The sequence below is a fragment of the Minwuia thermotolerans genome, from assembly GCF_002924445.1.
GTDB classification, from domain to species: Bacteria; Pseudomonadota; Alphaproteobacteria; order Minwuiales; family Minwuiaceae; genus Minwuia; species Minwuia thermotolerans.
In genome coordinates, this window is sequence record NZ_PIGG01000015.1 from 1 (window position 1) to 15,341 (window position 15,341).

Sequence of the window (15,341 nt, forward strand, 5' to 3'; positions counted from 1 at the left end):
GGAGCGGCTTCGCCGCAAGTCGATGATCTTGGCCGGATGCCCGCACAAGGCGGGCATGACACCAAAGCCCCAGTGGCTATTCAATCTCCTCAAGGTTTGCTCTGAGGGCGCGGGTCAGCGTCGGTGCGATCCCCCACCCTGCCCTCCCCCTGACCAAGGGGGAGGGTGGACCGGCCCGCCGGCGCCGAACAGAAAAACCCCGCGGGTTGCGGCCCGCGGGGTTCATTCGTTCGCGCCGGTGGCGGAGCGGTCAGTTGCCGGGCTGCGGCTCCGGCTCCATGCCGCCGTCGTCGGGCTCGCCCTCATGGCCATCCGTTTCGGGCACGGCCGAGGCCGGGCCGGCCTTGGGCTTGTTGTCGGTCCTGTCCTCGGGACGGTCGATGTTCTCGCCGCGCTTCAGCGCCTGGATCTCGTCGCCCGAGAGGGTCTCGTACTCCAGCAGCGCCTGGGCCACGCGGTGCAGCAGGTCCAGGTTCTCGGTGAGAATGCCCCGCGCGGTCTCCAGCGCCTCGTCGATCAGGCGGCGGATTTCCTCGTCGATCTGCTCGGCGGTGTGCTCGGAGATGTTCTTCTGCTGGGTCACCGAGTGGCCGAGGAAGACCTCCTCCTCGTTGGAGGAGTAACGCACCATGCCGACCTTGTCGGAATAGCCCCATTCGGTGATCATCCGCCGCGACAGGCCGGTCGCCTGCTGGATGTCGCTGGCGGCGCCGGTGGTGATCTTGTCCTTGCCGAAGATGATCTCCTCCGCCACGCGTCCGCCCATGGCCACCGCCAGGTGGGCGATGAGCTGGTCGTAGCGCATGGAGAGCTGGTCCTTCTCCGGCAGGCGCATGACCATGCCCAGCGCGCGGCCGCGCGGGATGATGGTCGCCTTGTGGATGGGGTCCGAGCCCGGCATGAAGATGCCGACGATGGCGTGGCCCGCCTCGTGATAGGCGGTCAGCTTCTTCTCGTCCTCGTCCATGACCATGGAGCGCCGCTCCGCGCCCATCATGACCTTGTCCTTGGCGTCCTCGAACTCGGTCATGGTGACCAGACGCTTGTTCTTGCGCGCGGCCAGCAGCGCGGCCTCGTTGACCAGGTTCTGCAGGTCGGCGCCGGAGAAGCCGGGCGTGCCGCGGGCGATGATGCGCGCGTCCACGTTCGGCGCCAGCGGCACCTTGCGCATGTGCACCTTCAGGATCTTCTCGCGGCCCAGGATGTCGGGCAGCGGCACCACCACCTGGCGGTCGAAGCGGCCGGGGCGCAGCAGCGCCGGGTCCAGCACGTCGGGGCGGTTGGTGGCGGCGATCAGGATCACGCCCTCGTTGGCCTCGAAGCCGTCCATCTCGACCAGCAGCTGGTTCAGGGTCTGCTCGCGCTCGTCATTGCCGCCGCCGAGGCCCGCGCCGCGGTGCCGGCCGACGGCGTCGATCTCGTCGATGAAGATGATGCAGGGCGCGTTCTTCTTGCCCTGTTCGAACATGTCGCGCACGCGGCTGGCGCCGACGCCGACGAACATCTCGACGAAGTCGGAGCCCGAGATTGTGAAGAAGGGCACGTTGGCCTCGCCGGCCACGGCGCGCGCGATCAGCGTCTTGCCGGTGCCGGGCGGTCCGACCAGCAGGCAGCCCTTGGGGATGCGGCCGCCGAGCCGCTGGAACTTCTGCGGGTCCTTGAGGAACTCGACGATCTCCTCGAGCTCCTCCTTGGCCTCGTCGACGCCGGCGACGTCCTCGAAGGTGACGCGGCCCTGGCGTTCGGTCATCAGCCGGGCCTTGGACTTGCCGAAGCCCATGGCCTTGCCGCCGCCGCCCTGCATCTGGCGCATGAAGAAGATCCAGACCGCGATCAGCAGCAACATCGGGAACCAGGACACGAAGATGGAGAACAGCGCGCTGCCCTCCTCCCGCGGCTTGGCGTCGATGTCCACGCCGCGGTCGCGCAGCGTGTCGATCAGCGTCGGGTCCGAGGGCGCATAGGTCTGGAAGGGCTGGCCGCCCTGCAGATGGCCGGAGATGTTGTTGCCTTCGATGGTGACGTCGCGGACGCCGCCTTCCTCGACCTTGGTCAGGAACTGCGAATAGGTGAGCTGCTGCCCGGTGGTGTTGTTCGAGGGGCTCTGGAACAGGTTGAACAGCGCCAGCGCGAGCAGCGCGATGATGATCCAGAGAGCAAGGTTTCTTCCGAAGGGTGCCACGTGTTTCCCGTTTCGATCATGTCATCAGGGCGCCGGCCGCTCCGGCGGAGAGACCGCCAGTCTCGGCGCACCTTTGCTAGATAAGCGTTAAAGCGTTTCGGGCAAGCAGGCGCAAGGGCCGATCTTTCGCCGCGCGCCTCCGTGGATCAGAGTTGATCGCCGCGTGTGGACCGCGCCTCCGCCGCCACGCTCAACGCCGTCCGGTCCAGCGCCAGCACCGTGCCGCCCACCGTGACCCGGCGCTGGGTCTCCAGCCGCGCCATGGCGTCCTCCAGCCGGCCGAGCGGCGCGCGCGCGCCCGCCACTTCCCGGATCGCGCGGTCGAGCACGCGCAGCGCCATCTCCTCGGGCAGGGCCCGCCAGCCGGCGGGGTCCAGCACCAGCGGCCGCGCCGACGGGTCGGCGCAGAGCGCCGCGAAGGCGTCGCCGGCGGCGGTCTCCAGCGCGTCGGCGGCCCGCGCCGCGCGCCGCGCCAGCCGGCCCAGCCGGCGGCGGAGACGGCCGTCCTCGTCCAGTTCCGCCAGCCAGCCGTCCAGCCGGTTGCGCTCGAACTCGGGGCTGTCATTGCCGGGATCCTCGATCCAGTCGTCGCCGGCGTCGCGCAGCAGCGCCAGCAGATCGGCCCGCGCCACGCCCAGCAGGGGCCGGATCAGGCGCAGGCCTCCGCGGCGGCTCTCGGGCCGCATCGCCGCCAGCCCGTCCAGCCCGCTGCCGCGCCTGAGACGCATCAGCACCGTCGCGGCCTGGTCGTCCCGGTGGTGGCCGATGAACAATTCGCCAGCGCCGTACGCGCGGCACCAGTCGAGGAGCAGCGCGTAACGCGCCTCCCGCGCGGCTTCCTGCAGCCCGGAGCCGGGGCGGGCGCCCTGCCGGGCGAGCACCGCCGCGTCGACGCCCAGCGCCCGCGCCCTGCGCGCCGCCAGCTCGGCCTCCGCCGCCGATTCGGACCGCAATCCGTGATCCACGACCAGGGCGCTGACCCGCCGTCCGCTTTCCGCGGCCCAGTCCCGGGTCAGGCGCAGCAGCGCGGTGCTGTCGGGGCCGCCGGAGAACGCCACGGCGACGTGCGGACCCGCCGGCGGCAGGGCCGCGAGCGCGGCCCGGAAGGCCGCCGCCGGACCGCCGTCAGCAGCCCGCCCGGCGGCGCTCACTGTCGGCGCGCCGCAACAGGGTCTGCGCGGCGTCGGGGTAGCGGTCCCGCAGCTCGTCGAAGACCGCGCAGGCGTCCTTGTTCTGGCCCAGCTTGGTCAGCGTCATGCCGAGCTTCAGCAGGTTGTCGGGCGCTTTCGAGCTGCCGCGGTATTTCTTGTAGCCCTCCAGAAAGGCCCCCGCGGCGCTCTCGTAGTCCTGCTGGACATAATAGGTCTCGCCCAGCCAGTACTGGGCGTTGCCGGCCAGCTCGTGTTCCGGATAGCTGGCAAGGAAGCCGCTGAAGGCGGACTCGGCCTCGCCGAAGCGCTTCGAGCGCAGCATGTCGAAGGCAGCGTTGTAGGCCTCCTGCGGGGTGCCCCCGGCGGCGGCCGGCGTCTCGACGGGCCGCGCCGGCGCGGCCAGCGCCGCGCTCTCCGACCCGCCAGCGGCGCCGTTCTCCGCCGGCGCCGGCACGCGCTCCAGCGCCTCCGGCGAGACCGTCCCGAGATTGCGCGGACCCGGCGCGACGCCGCCGGCGCTGCTGTTGGAACCGTCGCCGGCCGGACCCTGGCCCGCGGCCGGCGGCGCGCCCCCGCCGGCGGCAAGATTGCGTTCGATGGCGGTCAGTCGGAAATCGATGTCGGCGACCAGCTTGTCCATGCGGTCGTTCAGCCGCCGCACCGTGAAGTCGATCTCCTCGAGCCGGTTGGTGAGTTCCCGGATCTCGGTTTCCAGCGCCTGCACCTTCAGCCCGGCAGCCGCCCTGTCATCGCCGGATGGCGGCGCTGTCGCCGCGGCCCCGGCGCTGTCCGACGGCAGGGGCCTGCCGCCCAGCACATGGGCCTTGAGGTCGTTGATGCTGCGCTCCAGGCGCTGCACCCGGTCCTGCAGCGGCGCGAGGTCCTGCGCCGACGCCGGGACCGCCGGCAGGGCCAGCATCGCCGCCGCGGCGGCGAGCGCAAAAGGTCGAACAGCGGATATCATCGCGTCTCCTTCTTCGATCGCCCCCCGCGGACCCGCATCCGCGGGCGGGGTCCCTCCCGGCCCCCGCCGCGAATGCGTTCAGCTCGCCTGCCCGTTGGTCAGTTGGCGATGACGGTCACCGCGCGGCGGTTCTGGGCCCAGGCTTCCTCGTTGTGACCCAGCGCCACCGGACGCTCCTTGCCGTAGGAGATCGTGGTGATGCGGCCGGGCGCAACGCCGAGGCTGACCAGGTAGTCCTTCACCGAGGTGGCGCGGCGGTCGCCGAGGCCGAGGTTGTACTCGCGGGTGCCGCGCTCGTCGGCATGACCCTCGATAACCACGTTCTTCGACGGGAACTGCTGCAGATAGGCTGCCTGGCGGCGCAGGGTTTCGATGTCTTCGGCGTCGAGGTCGTAGCGGTCGAAGTCGAAGAACACGCGGTCGCCCACGTTCAGCACGAAGTGTTCCTGCGTGCCCGGCTGGGGGCCGGCCGGCTGGCTCGGCTCGGCCTGCGGCGCCGGCGCCGGCGCCGCCTGCGCCTGTCCGCCGCCGGTGTCGCTGGTGGTGGTCACCGGCTCCTCCTCGCCGCAGGCGGCGACGAGGAACAGGGCAGCGGCGAGGCTGCCCATCTTGATCAGAAATCGCTGGCGCATCTTTATTGTTGCTCCCTCATGCTTGACGCCCACGTGACGTCAGGTTGCAGATGCTGTCCGGCGCTTGATTAAGTCACGCGGACGCGGACAGTGGCTGCAACATTTAACACCCAAGTTCGCAAAGCAAAACGGCGGAGTTGGGCCGAACCGGCCCTACGGTGTGGCAAATACGTGTCATTCGGCCCCAAATCAGGGCGACAACGCCGACAGCGGCGACCAGGCGGGGTCCGAGGCGTCCAGCGGCGTCGGCACCTCCCTGAGGTTGCGCCCGGTAAGGTCGACCGACCAGAGCTTGACGCTGCCGCCGCGGCCGTCATTGCTGCCGGGCACCTGCCGGAAGAAGATCAGGACGCGGCCGTTCGGCGACCATGTCGGCCCCTCGTCCAGGAAGCTTTCGGTCAGGATCCGTTCGCCGGTGCCGTCGGGCCGCATCACCCCGATGAAGAAACGCCCGCCCTTCAGCTTGGTGAAGGCGATCAGGTCGCCGCGCGGCGACCAGACCGGCGTCGCGTAGCGGCCATCGCCAAAGCTGATGCGCTGCACGTTCGAGCCGTCGGCGTTCATGGTGTAGATCTGCTGGCCGCCGGAACGGTCGGAGTTGAAGGTCACCTGCTGGCCGTCCGGCGACATGCTGGGCGAAGTGTCGATCGCCAGATTGCGCGTCAGCCGCCGCGTCACCCGCGTGCGCAGGTCCATGATGAAGACGTCGGAATTGCCGCCTTCGGCCATGGAGAACAGCACCCGTTCACCGTCCGGGGAGAAGCGCGGCGCATAGGTCATGCCCGGGAAGTCGCCCAGGATCTCCTGCTGGCCGGTGTCGATGTTGAACAGGTAGACGCGCGGCTGGTTCTGGAAATACGACATGTAGGTCACGACCTGCTGCGTCGGCGAGAAGCGCGGCGTCAGCACCAGGTTGGAGCCGTCGGTGAGGAAGCGGTGATTGGCCGAATCCTGGTCCATGATTGCCAGCCGCTTGACCCGGCGGTCGGGCGGGCCCGATTCGGCGACATAGACGATGCGGGTGTCGAAATAGCCCTCCTCGCCGGTGAGCCGCTTGTAGATGGCGTCGGAAATGATGTGGCCGATGCGGCGGGCGTTCTCCGGCGAGGTGAAGTAGACGAGGCCGGTGAGCTGGGCTCCTGCGAAGACGTCCCACAGCCGGAACTCCGTCCGCAGCCGCCCGTCGCTCTCGATGCTGACATTGCCCGCAACGAGGGCCTGGGCCTGGATGGTGCGCCAGTTGCCGAAGTTGGGCCTGACCTGGATGGCGGCCGGCTCCTCCAGATAGGCGCGCGGGTCGATGACCCGGAACAGGCCCGAGCGGGTCAGGTTGCCCCGGATCACGGAGGCGATCTCCTGGCCCAGTTCGCGCGTCGTGCGGGTCTCGCCGTGGATGTCGGTGACCGCGATCGGCAGCGGGTCGACATTGGCGCTGGTGACGTCGACCTGAAGCTGCGCGCGGGCCGGCGCCGCAGCCAGCAGCGCCAGGGCGACAAGCGCCAGCGCCGCGAAGGCCGGAAGGCGTCGAATTCCTGCAATGATCATCAGCCGTACATGTCCCTGAGGTTGAAGTTGATCTCGATCTCCTGCCAGTCCTGGAACTTCTCCTGCGGCAGGGGCAGCGGCTGCGACTTGTAGACGGCCCGGACGGCGCTGTCGGAGAAGGCGCCGAACACGTCCCGCGACTGACCCGCGTCGAACCCGTCGATGACGCGGGGCGGCGCCGCCAGCGTGCCGTCGGGTTTGAGGACTATGCTTATCACGACCTGCATGCTCTCGACGCCGGGCGCCCCGTGGTTCGGGCTCCAGTTCTCCCGCAGCCGGTGTCGCAGGAGGTCCACTTCCGAAACCGATAGTTTCTGATTGAGCCGATTCTGTGACACGCCGCCCTCGCCGATGCGGATGTCGGCCAGCTGCCGCCGGTCCTGCTCGCGCGGCCGCGGCGGCTGGCGTTCATCGGCCATGCGGTCGATCTTGGCGGCCAGCCGGTCGAGATCGAGGCCCTTCTTCTCGGTCTTCTCGGGTGCGGGCTTTGGCGCCGGTTCCGGCGGCGTCGCAGCGGTCTTCTTCTCGGGCTCCGGCTTCGGGTCGGGCTTCGGTTCCGCCTTCTTCTCCGGCTCCGGCCCGGGCTCGGGCGCCTTCGGCTCCGGCAGAGGCTCGCGCGCCGCCAGCTTCTCGGCCTCCTCGACCACCTTCTCCTTGGGCGCGACCGCCTTGTCGGCGCGCTCCTCGACCGCCGGGCGCGGCGCGGGCGGCGCCACGGCGACATCGGGTTCCGGCTCCGGCTCCGGCTCAGGGGCGGGCGGCTCCGGCGCCTCGCGCACCAGGGCGTTGGTGTCGGGCAGGGGCGGCGGCTCCGGCGCCGCGGCAGGCGGCGGGGGCGGAGGCGGCGGCGGGCTGTCCGGCGCGGTGGCCTGCGGCGGCGGCGGGGCGTCGGTCTTCTCGCCCGCGGTGGCCTGATTGGTTTCCGGGCCGATGGTGGTCAGTTCGACGGGGATGATGGGGTCGCTCAGCACCTCGGCCGGCGAGTCCAGAAAGGCATAGTCGAGCACCAGCATCACGACCACGAGGACGTGCAGGCCGAACGAGAATGCGGCGCCCCGGACCATCACGCCTCCCGCATCATTCCCCGACCCGCGCCGGCGCCTGCGCGACCAGCGCGACCCGCGTGAATCCGGCGGCGTTGATGGCGCCCATGGCCTCGATCACCCGGCCATAGGCGATCGTGCGGTCGCCGCGCACGAAGATGCGCCGCTCCTGGTTGCCGTTGGTGATGGCGATCAGCGCCGGCACCAGATCGCCCAGTTCGATTTCCTTCTCCTGCAGATAGATCTTCCCTTCCTCGTCTATGGTCACCGCCAGCGGCTCGTCCAGACCCTGCAGGTTGGGCGCGACCGCCCGGGGCAGTTCCACCGGCACGCCGACCGACAGCAGCGGCGCGGCGATCATGAAGACCACCAGCAGCACCAGCATGACGTCGACGAAGGGCGTGACGTTGATCTCCGACATGGGCGTGAAGCGCTTGCGCCGGAACCGGCCGCCATGGACCTGGATCGCCATCAGCGGCTCTCCCCTTCGTCGAGCTGGCGCGACATGATCGCCGAGAACTCGCCTGCGAAGCCCTCCAGCCGGGTGGCGTAGCGGGCGATGTCATTGGCGAACTTGTTGTAGGCGACGGTCGCGGGGATGGCGGCGACGAGACCCAGCGCCGTGGCGAACAGGGCCTCGGCGATGCCCGGCGCGACCACCGCCAGAGAGGTGTTGTTGGTCGCCGCGATGGACTGGAAACTGTCCATGATGCCCCAGACGGTGCCGAACAGGCCGAGGAACGGAGCGGTCGAGCCGACGGTCGCCAGCACGCCCAGATAGCGCTCCAGGCGGTCGACCTCCCGGTCGATGGAGATGCGCATGACCTGGCTGATGCGGTCCTGCAGGCCAGCGCGGAGCTTGTCGGTCCGGGCCAGGCCGCGTTCGGCGGTGCGCCGCCACTCCCGCATCGCCCCGGCGAACAGCACCGCCATCGGGTGGGAGGCATTGGCGCCGATCTCGTCGTAGAGCTTTTCCAGGCTGCCCCCCGACCAGAACAGGCGCTCGAACTCGTCGGCCTGCTTCTGCACCCGGCGGTAGCGGACCCACTTCTCGAAGATGATGGCCCAGCACCAGATCGAGGCGACCAGCAGCGCCAGCATCACGATCTGCACGACGATGTCGGCGCGCAGGAACAGCGACCACATCGACAGATCCACCTCGGCGGCCCCCGCGAATTGCCGGGCGATGACGTCTTCGTTCATGTTGATTCTTCCCTGCCGTTTCCTGTCAGGCGTTCCATCGCGGCGCAAATCGCGGGCGGAATGCGCCGGGGCCTTCCGTCGAGACCGATAAATGCCGCACGTACATGGGCCCGGACAAGGGGGGCCCCAAGCCGGGAGATATCCTGCCGCAGCGCGATCGTCGCGCCCTTCAGCGCATCGAGGCGCGTGGTCACCAAAAGGTCATCGTCCAGCCGCGCCGGACGCAGATATTCGACCTTCACGTCGCGGACGGCGAACATCGCGCCGTCGCGCCAGATCGCGGCCTGGTCGACGCCGATCAGGCGCAGCATGTCGGAGCGCGCGCGCTCGGCGAATTTCAGATAGTTGGCGTAGTAGACGATGCCGCCGGCGTCCGTGTCCTCCCAGTAGACGCGGACGGGAAACAGGTGGGCGTCGGCCTCGACCCGGCCCAGCGCTGCCGCTGCCGGCTCAGCCATCGCCGCCGTCCAGCATGTCCATCTGCCCCGGCATGGCCGATTGCGGCGCCGCGAGTCCCAGATGCGTCCAGGCGGCGGCGGTCATCATCCGCCCGCGCGGGGTGCGCACCACCAGCGCCTGCTGGATCAGATAGGGCTCGATGATGTCCTCGATGGCGTCGCGCGGCTCCGACAGGGCGGCGGCGAGGTTGTCGACGCCGACCGGCCCGCCGCCATAGTTCTCCGCCATGCAGCGCAGATAGCGCCGGTCCATGGCGTCGAGGCCAGCCTCGTCGACCTCAAGGCGCTTCAGCGCCGCGTCAGCCTTCGGCGCGTCCACTTCGTCCGCGCCGGCGACAGCGGCGAAGTCCCGCACCCGCCGGAGCAGCCGTCCGGCGACGCGCGGCGTGCCGCGGGCCCGTCGGGCGATCTCGGCGGCGCCGTCGGCGGTGAGCTTCAGCCCCAGCACCCGGGCGCCGCGGCGGACGATCTGCTCCAGCTCGGCAGGCGCGTAGAACTCCAGCCGGCAGGGAATGCCGAAGCGGTCGCGCAGCGGCGTGGTCAGCAGGCCCGAGCGCGTCGTCGCCGCCACCAGCGTGAACGGCGGCAGATCGATCTTCACCGAGCGCGCGGCCGGCCCCTCGCCGATCACCAGATCGAGCTGAAAATCCTCCATGGCGGGATATAGAATCTCTTCTACGGCAGGATTAAGGCGGTGCACCTCGTCGATGAACAGGACGTCGCGCGCCTCCAGGTTGGTCAGGATGGCCGCGAGGTCGCCGGCGCGGGCGATCACCGGACCGGAGGTGGCGCGGAAGTTCACGCCGAGTTCGCGGGCGACGATCTGCGCCAGCGTCGTCTTGCCGAGGCCGGGCGGACCGAAGAACAGGGTGTGGTCCATGGCTTCGCCCCGGGCGCGGGCGGCGTCGATGAAGACGCGCAGGTTCTCGCGCACCTTCTGCTGGCCGATGAAATCGGTGAGTTCCAGCGGCCTGAGGCCGATCTCGCCGCCGTCCTCCGGGCGCTGCTCGCCCGTCACCAGCCGCTCGCCCTCGGCGCCGCTCACCGCGCCAGCTCCTTCAGCCCGGCGGTGATCAGGGCCTCGACGGTGGCGTCCTCGCCGGCGATGGCCGCGCCGCGCAGCACCGCCGCCTCGGCCTCGGCCCGGCGGTAGCCCAGATTGACCAGCGCCGAGGCCGCGTCGCCCGCCGCGCCGCCGACCGGGGCCGCGCCCGGAGCCGCACCGGCCTGCGCCGGCCGGGCGGGCAGGGCGCCGACCTTGTCCTTCAGTTCGCTGGCGATGCGCTGCGCCAGGCGCTTGCCGACGCCCGGCGCGCGGGTGATCGTGGCGACGTCACCGGACGCGATGGCCATGCGGATGTCGTCGGCGGCCAGCGCCGAGAGGATCTGCAGCGTCACCTTCGCGCCCACGCCCTGGACGGTCTGCAGCAGGCCGAACAGCTCCTTCTCGGCGCGGTCGGCGAAGCCGTAGAGGTGAATGTGATCCTCGCGGACATGGGTCTCGACCTGGATGGCGACCGCATCGCCCTCCGTCCCCAGCGCCGCCAGGGTGCGGGCCGAGCAGAACACCAGATAGCCCACGCCGCCGACGTCGATCACCGCGTGATCGGCGCCGATCCGGTCGAGAATTCCCTTGAGGCTGGCGATCATGGCGGGCGGCGGTCCGGGGATGATTCGGTATCGGGCCGTTGTAGCAGATTCAGCGCGGCAGCGCAGATGGCGTCGGTCCCGTACCGTGATGGGCGTGGCAGATGGCGCAGGCCAGCGCGTCGGTGGCGTGTTCGTTGGTCAGCCGCGCGCCGGGCAGCAGCGTCTTCACCATCAGGTGGATCTGGTCCTTGTGCGCATGGCCGGTGCCGACCACGGCCTTCTTGACCGCATTGGGGGCGTATTCGGTCACCGGCAGGCCGTTCAGGGAGGCGACCAGCAGCGAGACGCCGCGCGCCTGACCCAGCTTCAGAGTCGAGGTCGGGTTCTTGTTGACGAAGGTCTCCTCGACCGCCGCCGCGTCGGGCCGCCATTCGGCGATCACCGCCTGCAGGCCGTCGTGGAGCTGCACCAGCCGCTCGGCGAGGCTGCCCTTCGGGTCGGAGGCGACCGAGCCGTCGGCGACCCAGATCAGCCGGTTGCCCTCCACATCGACCACGCCCCAGCCGGTGTGACGCAGGCCGGGATCCAGGCCGATCAGCCGCAGCCGGGTCATATCATCCTTCCAGCCGGGCCATGACCTCGTCGGAAACCTCGAAATTGGCGTGCACCTTCTGGACGTCGTCATTGTCGTCCAGGGCGTCGACCAGCTTCAGCAGGGTGCCGGCCTTCTCCTCGTCGACCTCGACGGTGTTCTGCGGCCGCCATTCCAGGCCGGCCCGCCCGGCCTCGCCGAATTCCGCCTCCAGCGCCTCGCGGACGTCGTTGAAGGCTTCCACGGCGGTGATCACCTCGAAGCCATCCTCGCCGGCGACCACGTCGTCGGCGCCGGCCTCGACCGCCGTTTCGAACAGGGCCTCCATCCGGGCGGCGGCGGCCGGGTACTCGATCACGCCCACATGGTCGAACATGAAGGAGACCGAGTTGGTCTCGCCCAGGCTGCCGCCGTGCTTGGAGAAGGCGGAGCGGACCTCGGAGGCGGTGCGGTTGCGGTTGTCGGTCAGCGCCTCGACGATCAGCGCCACGCCGCCCGGTCCGTAGCCCTCATAGCGGATGTTCTCGAAGGTATCGGCGGCGCCGTCGCCCGTCGCGCGCTTGATGGCGCGGTCGATGTTGTCGTTGGGCATGTTTTCCTTGCGGGCGGCGGCGATGGCCGCGCGCAGGCGCGGATTGGCGGTCGGGTCGTCGCCGGATTCCTTCACCGACACGGTGATCTCCCGCGCCAGCTTGGTGAACACCCTGGCGCGCTTCGCGTCCTGCGCGCCCTTGCGGTACATGATGTTCTTGAACTGTGAATGGCCCGCCATGGCGGCCTCCGTGCTCACGATAGGTTCGGTGGAGCGCTTCTTTTCAGCCTTTTCCCGCCGCGGTCAAGCCCGGCCGCGCTCAGCGCGCACCCGCTGTGGCGTCCAGCCAGTCCAGTGCGGCGTCGACGACCTCTTCCGTTGTCGCGGGGCTCATGATATCGCCGGCGATGACATGATGGCTGGGACCGGCGGCGCCGGGCACGTCGATCCAGCGCTTCGGCCCGCCCCAGCGGTCGAAGACCCGCCGCGTCGCCGCCGGATCGACCACCTTGTCGTCGGGGGAGTGGAACACGAGCAGCGGCGTCCCGGCCCGGCCGTGGTCCTCCGCGGCGACGTGCTTCACCAGCGCCGCCATGGGCAGCAGCGCCACGGTCGGGTAGCGCGTCTGCCAGTGCCGCTCCACCTCGTCATTCTCGGCGCCCGTGTCGCGCTCCCGCCCGAAGGCGAGCGGCAGGAGCCGGCGCGCCCACGGCAGGGTGAGCGCGGCGGCGGCCTTCGAGCGGACGCCGAAATTGGGCGAGACGAAGATCAGCGCCCGGACGCCAGCCATGTGATCGCCCGTCACGGCATGATGGGTCACCGCGGTGGCGCCGGTGGAGGTGGCGATGACGATGACCTTCTCGCCGATGCGCCGGCCGACCTCCAGGGCCTCGGCGACGTCATCCAGCCAGTCGCCGGCCTCCGCCTCCGCCATGGCCGCGCCGGTGCGGCCATGGCCGGCCAGCCGGGTATAGAACAGGTTCGCCCCCAGCGCCGCGGCGATGCGGTCGGGGACGGGACGGATCTCCGCCTTGCTGGCCGAGAAGCCATGGACGTAGACCACCGCCCATTCGGTGCGCGCCGGCGCCGCCGGGTCGCGCCAGACGATCTCCCTGGCCTGGCCCGCACGGATGTCGCGGAAGCGCGCCTCGGACGCCGCGAGCGCCGCCGCCGGATCGGCGCCCAGGTCCGCAGGCCGGAAGCCGATGGCGGTGCGCACCCGCTCCCGCGCGCCCAGCAGGAAGGCAAGGGCCAGCAGCAGAACGATGGCGAGCAGGACGTAGAGGAGCGGCTTCATTCGGCGGTCCGGCGGGCGGGGAAAGCTCTCCGGCCAGCAGACCACGCGCCGCCCGCGGCGGCAAGGCCGACAGGGCCCGTGATCCACGCCTTGCGCCGGCGCGTAGGCTTCGCATATGCGGGATCAGATCCCCGCGCGCCGCAGGAGTATCCATCGTGCCGTCCGGAATGAAGAGCTTGGCCGCCGCCCTGGTGCTCGCGCTTGCGCCGGCGGGGCCCGCGGCGGCTGCGGCGCCGGCCGATTTCGACCCGCTGAAGGCCTATGGCGAGCGCATCGTCTTCGACGTCTATCGCGGCGAGGACCGGATCGGCCAGCATGTCGTCCGCTTCACGCGCGACGGCGGGAACCTGGGGGTCAGGGCGCAGTTCAACGCGGCGGTCAAGATGATCGGCTTCACCGTGTTCCGCTTCGACTACCGCTCGGACGCGTCCTGGCGCGACGGTGCGCTGCTCGACCTTACGGCCAGCACCAATGACGACGGCGACCGCCGCACGGTGCGGGTCGACCGCCGGAACGGTCGGCTGGTGGTCAGCGGCCCGGACGGCGCCGAGACCACCGATCAGGGCGTCTTTCCCAGCAATCACTGGCATCCCGGCGCGGTGACCGGCTCGCGGCTGATCAACACGCTGACCGGCGACGTCGCCGAGGTGCGCGTCAGCCGCGTCGGCCAGGAGCGGGTCGCCACCAACGCCGGACCGGTCGAGGCCACCCGCTACCGCTTCGACGGCGATCTGCGCGACATCGACGTCTGGTACGACGGGGACGGCCGCTGGGTGAAACTGCGTTTCAGGGAGAATGGCAGCGTCATCGACTATCGCTGCGTGCAGTGCGTCAACGGCCCCCGGATGGCCCGCGAATGAGCGCCATCGTCTGGATTACGGGCGCCAGTTCGGGGCTGGGGCGGCAGGCGGCGCTGGAATTCGCCCGCCGCGGCTACCGCGTCGCCGCCACCGCGCGCAGCGAGGACAGGCTGCAGGAACTGGCCGCGGAGGCCGATGGCCTGCTGGGCGACATCACGGCCTGGCCCGGTGACGTCACCGACGAGGCGCGGATGACGGCGGTGATCGAGGCGGTCGAGCGGGACCTCGGCCCCATCGGCATCGCCATCCTCAACGCCGGCATCTACCGGCCCATGACGGTCGATGATTTCGACCCGGAGGCGCTGGCGCAGACCTTCGAGGTCAACGTGATGGGCGTCGCGCGGCCGCTGCGCCCGCTGCTGGCGCGGATGACCGCGCGCGGCGCGGGCAGGATCTATCCCACCGCTTCGCTGTCGGGCTATATCGGCCTGCCCATGGCCTCCGCATACGGGATGAGCAAGGCCGGGCTGATCAACATGGCCGAGGCGCTGCACACGGAGCTGAAGCCGAAGGGCGTGCATTTCGGCATCATCGTGCCGGGCTTCGTCGAGACGCCGCTGTCGGCGAAGAACGACTTTCCCATGCCCTTCCTGATGCCCGTCGACAAGGCGGCGCGCGCCCTCGCCGACGGCGTGCTGGACGGCCGGTTCGAGGTCGCGTTCCCGCTCCCCTTCGTCCTGATCATGAAAGCGCTGAGGTGCCTGCCCTATGGACTCGCTCTCCCCCTCATCCGCCGGGCCACCCGCGGACGCCGCCAGGCTTGATCGCTTCGCCGCCTTCTTCGAGCGCATGACCGCGGCGGATGTCGGCCGGCTCGGCGAGATCTACGCCGAGGACGTGCATTTCGCCGATCCCTTCAGCGATTTCCGCGGCCTGGACGACCTGCGCCGGGTTTTCGCCGCCATGTTCGACGGCATGCGCGACTATGCGCTGAGCGTCGACGAGAAGGGCATGACCGCCGCCGACACCGGCATGGTGCGCTGGACCATGTCGGGCTCCGTCAGGGCGCTGGGGCGCGAGCCCTGGATCGTCCACGGCGTCAGCGTGATCCGCTTCGACGCCGAGGGGCGCGTCCGCGAACATCTCGACTACTGGGACGCCGCCGGGCAATTCTACGAACGCCTGCCCGTCCTCGGCTGGGTGTTGCGCCGCATCCGCCGCCGCATCGCGCAGCACTGAGCCTTTCGGAGGATCGACCCCCCACCCGACCCGCTGACGCGGGCCACCCTCCCCCTGCCAGGGGGAGGGACGGGGAGGGGTTGGATCCTTGTAGCGCGCCACATGTTTCCGGA

Annotated in this window: 17 protein-coding genes; 3 read left to right on the top strand and 14 right to left on the bottom strand. The window is 70.3% G+C overall.

Translation table 11 applies throughout. The features are described 5' to 3' along the window. Positions 1 to 250: 250 nt before the first annotated feature. The 14 genes from ftsH to CWC60_RS03215 all read right to left on the bottom strand — a co-directional run bounded on the left by ftsH (position 251) and on the right by CWC60_RS03215 (position 13,189). The gene (gene ftsH, locus CWC60_RS03150) at positions 251 to 2,182 is read right to left on the bottom strand and encodes an ATP-dependent zinc metalloprotease FtsH (RefSeq protein WP_109792098.1); all 1,932 of its coding nucleotides are present in this window, start codon (positions 2,180 to 2,182) and stop codon (positions 251 to 253) included. A gap of 146 nt (positions 2,183 to 2,328) precedes the next feature. Next, positions 2,329 to 3,333 (bottom strand): tRNA lysidine(34) synthetase TilS, encoded by a 1,005-nt coding sequence (gene tilS, locus CWC60_RS03155; protein WP_109792099.1) that lies wholly within the window; start codon positions 3,331 to 3,333, stop codon positions 2,329 to 2,331. After that, positions 3,308 to 4,297 carry a tol-pal system protein YbgF gene (gene ybgF / locus CWC60_RS03160; RefSeq protein ID WP_109796328.1) on the bottom strand — a complete coding sequence of 330 codons (990 nt, stop codon included), beginning with the start codon at positions 4,295 to 4,297 and terminating at the stop codon, positions 3,308 to 3,310. The genes tilS and ybgF overlap by 26 nt, the downstream gene beginning before the upstream one ends. A gap of 98 nt (positions 4,298 to 4,395) precedes the next feature. Continuing rightward, complete coding sequence (gene pal / locus CWC60_RS03165; RefSeq protein ID WP_109792101.1) at positions 4,396 to 4,929, bottom strand: peptidoglycan-associated lipoprotein Pal; 534 nt, start codon at positions 4,927 to 4,929, stop codon at positions 4,396 to 4,398. Positions 4,930 to 5,118: 189 nt separating this feature from the next. Next, the gene (gene tolB / locus CWC60_RS03170; RefSeq protein WP_109792102.1) at positions 5,119 to 6,474 is read right to left on the bottom strand and encodes a Tol-Pal system beta propeller repeat protein TolB; all 1,356 of its coding nucleotides are present in this window, start codon (positions 6,472 to 6,474) and stop codon (positions 5,119 to 5,121) included. Next, positions 6,474 to 7,538, bottom strand: a complete 1,065-nt coding sequence (locus tag CWC60_RS03175) for an energy transducer TonB (RefSeq protein ID WP_109792103.1) — start codon at positions 7,536 to 7,538, stop codon at positions 6,474 to 6,476. Before CWC60_RS03175 ends, tolB begins: the two co-directional genes overlap by 1 nt. 13 nt (positions 7,539 to 7,551) lie before the next feature. Then, complete coding sequence (locus tag CWC60_RS03180) at positions 7,552 to 7,989, bottom strand: biopolymer transporter ExbD (protein WP_109792104.1); 438 nt, start codon at positions 7,987 to 7,989, stop codon at positions 7,552 to 7,554. Next, positions 7,989 to 8,720 (bottom strand): protein TolQ, encoded by a 732-nt coding sequence (tolQ, locus tag CWC60_RS03185; RefSeq protein WP_206419692.1) that lies wholly within the window; start codon positions 8,718 to 8,720, stop codon positions 7,989 to 7,991. Before tolQ ends, CWC60_RS03180 begins: the two co-directional genes overlap by 1 nt. Then, complete coding sequence (gene ybgC, locus CWC60_RS03190) at positions 8,717 to 9,178, bottom strand: tol-pal system-associated acyl-CoA thioesterase (RefSeq protein ID WP_109792105.1); 462 nt, start codon at positions 9,176 to 9,178, stop codon at positions 8,717 to 8,719. Before ybgC ends, tolQ begins: the two co-directional genes overlap by 4 nt. Further along, positions 9,171 to 10,223 carry a Holliday junction branch migration DNA helicase RuvB gene (gene ruvB / locus CWC60_RS03195; RefSeq protein ID WP_109792106.1) on the bottom strand — a complete coding sequence of 351 codons (1,053 nt, stop codon included), beginning with the start codon at positions 10,221 to 10,223 and terminating at the stop codon, positions 9,171 to 9,173. Before ruvB ends, ybgC begins: the two co-directional genes overlap by 8 nt. Continuing rightward, positions 10,220 to 10,828 (bottom strand): Holliday junction branch migration protein RuvA, encoded by a 609-nt coding sequence (gene ruvA / locus CWC60_RS03200; RefSeq protein WP_109792107.1) that lies wholly within the window; start codon positions 10,826 to 10,828, stop codon positions 10,220 to 10,222. The genes ruvB and ruvA overlap by 4 nt, the downstream gene beginning before the upstream one ends. 49 nt (positions 10,829 to 10,877) lie before the next feature. Beyond that, positions 10,878 to 11,381 (bottom strand): crossover junction endodeoxyribonuclease RuvC, encoded by a 504-nt coding sequence (gene ruvC, locus CWC60_RS03205; RefSeq protein ID WP_109792108.1) that lies wholly within the window; start codon positions 11,379 to 11,381, stop codon positions 10,878 to 10,880. Between the two features lies 1 nt (position 11,382). Beyond that, positions 11,383 to 12,132, bottom strand: coding sequence for a YebC/PmpR family DNA-binding transcriptional regulator (locus CWC60_RS03210; RefSeq protein WP_109792109.1), 750 nt, complete (start codon positions 12,130 to 12,132; stop codon positions 11,383 to 11,385). Positions 12,133 to 12,211: 79 nt separating this feature from the next. Beyond that, positions 12,212 to 13,189 carry an alpha/beta hydrolase gene (locus CWC60_RS03215; protein WP_109792110.1) on the bottom strand — a complete coding sequence of 326 codons (978 nt, stop codon included), beginning with the start codon at positions 13,187 to 13,189 and terminating at the stop codon, positions 12,212 to 12,214. A 155-nt stretch (positions 13,190 to 13,344) separates the two neighbouring features. Here CWC60_RS03215 and CWC60_RS03220 point away from each other — a divergent pair, with 155 nt between their 5' ends. Genes CWC60_RS03220 through CWC60_RS03230 form a run of 3 tightly spaced genes read left to right on the top strand, consistent with a single transcriptional unit; the run spans position 13,345 to position 15,228 of the window. Next, positions 13,345 to 14,049: a DUF6134 family protein gene (locus CWC60_RS03220; RefSeq protein ID WP_125182698.1), complete on the top strand. Its 705-nt coding sequence runs from the start codon at positions 13,345 to 13,347 to the stop codon at positions 14,047 to 14,049. Next, positions 14,046 to 14,813, top strand: coding sequence for an SDR family NAD(P)-dependent oxidoreductase (locus CWC60_RS03225; protein ID WP_109792112.1), 768 nt, complete (start codon positions 14,046 to 14,048; stop codon positions 14,811 to 14,813). Before CWC60_RS03220 ends, CWC60_RS03225 begins: the two co-directional genes overlap by 4 nt. Next, the gene (locus CWC60_RS03230) at positions 14,758 to 15,228 is read left to right on the top strand and encodes a nuclear transport factor 2 family protein (RefSeq protein ID WP_109792113.1); all 471 of its coding nucleotides are present in this window, start codon (positions 14,758 to 14,760) and stop codon (positions 15,226 to 15,228) included. Before CWC60_RS03225 ends, CWC60_RS03230 begins: the two co-directional genes overlap by 56 nt. Positions 15,229 to 15,341: the final 113 nt, after the last annotated feature.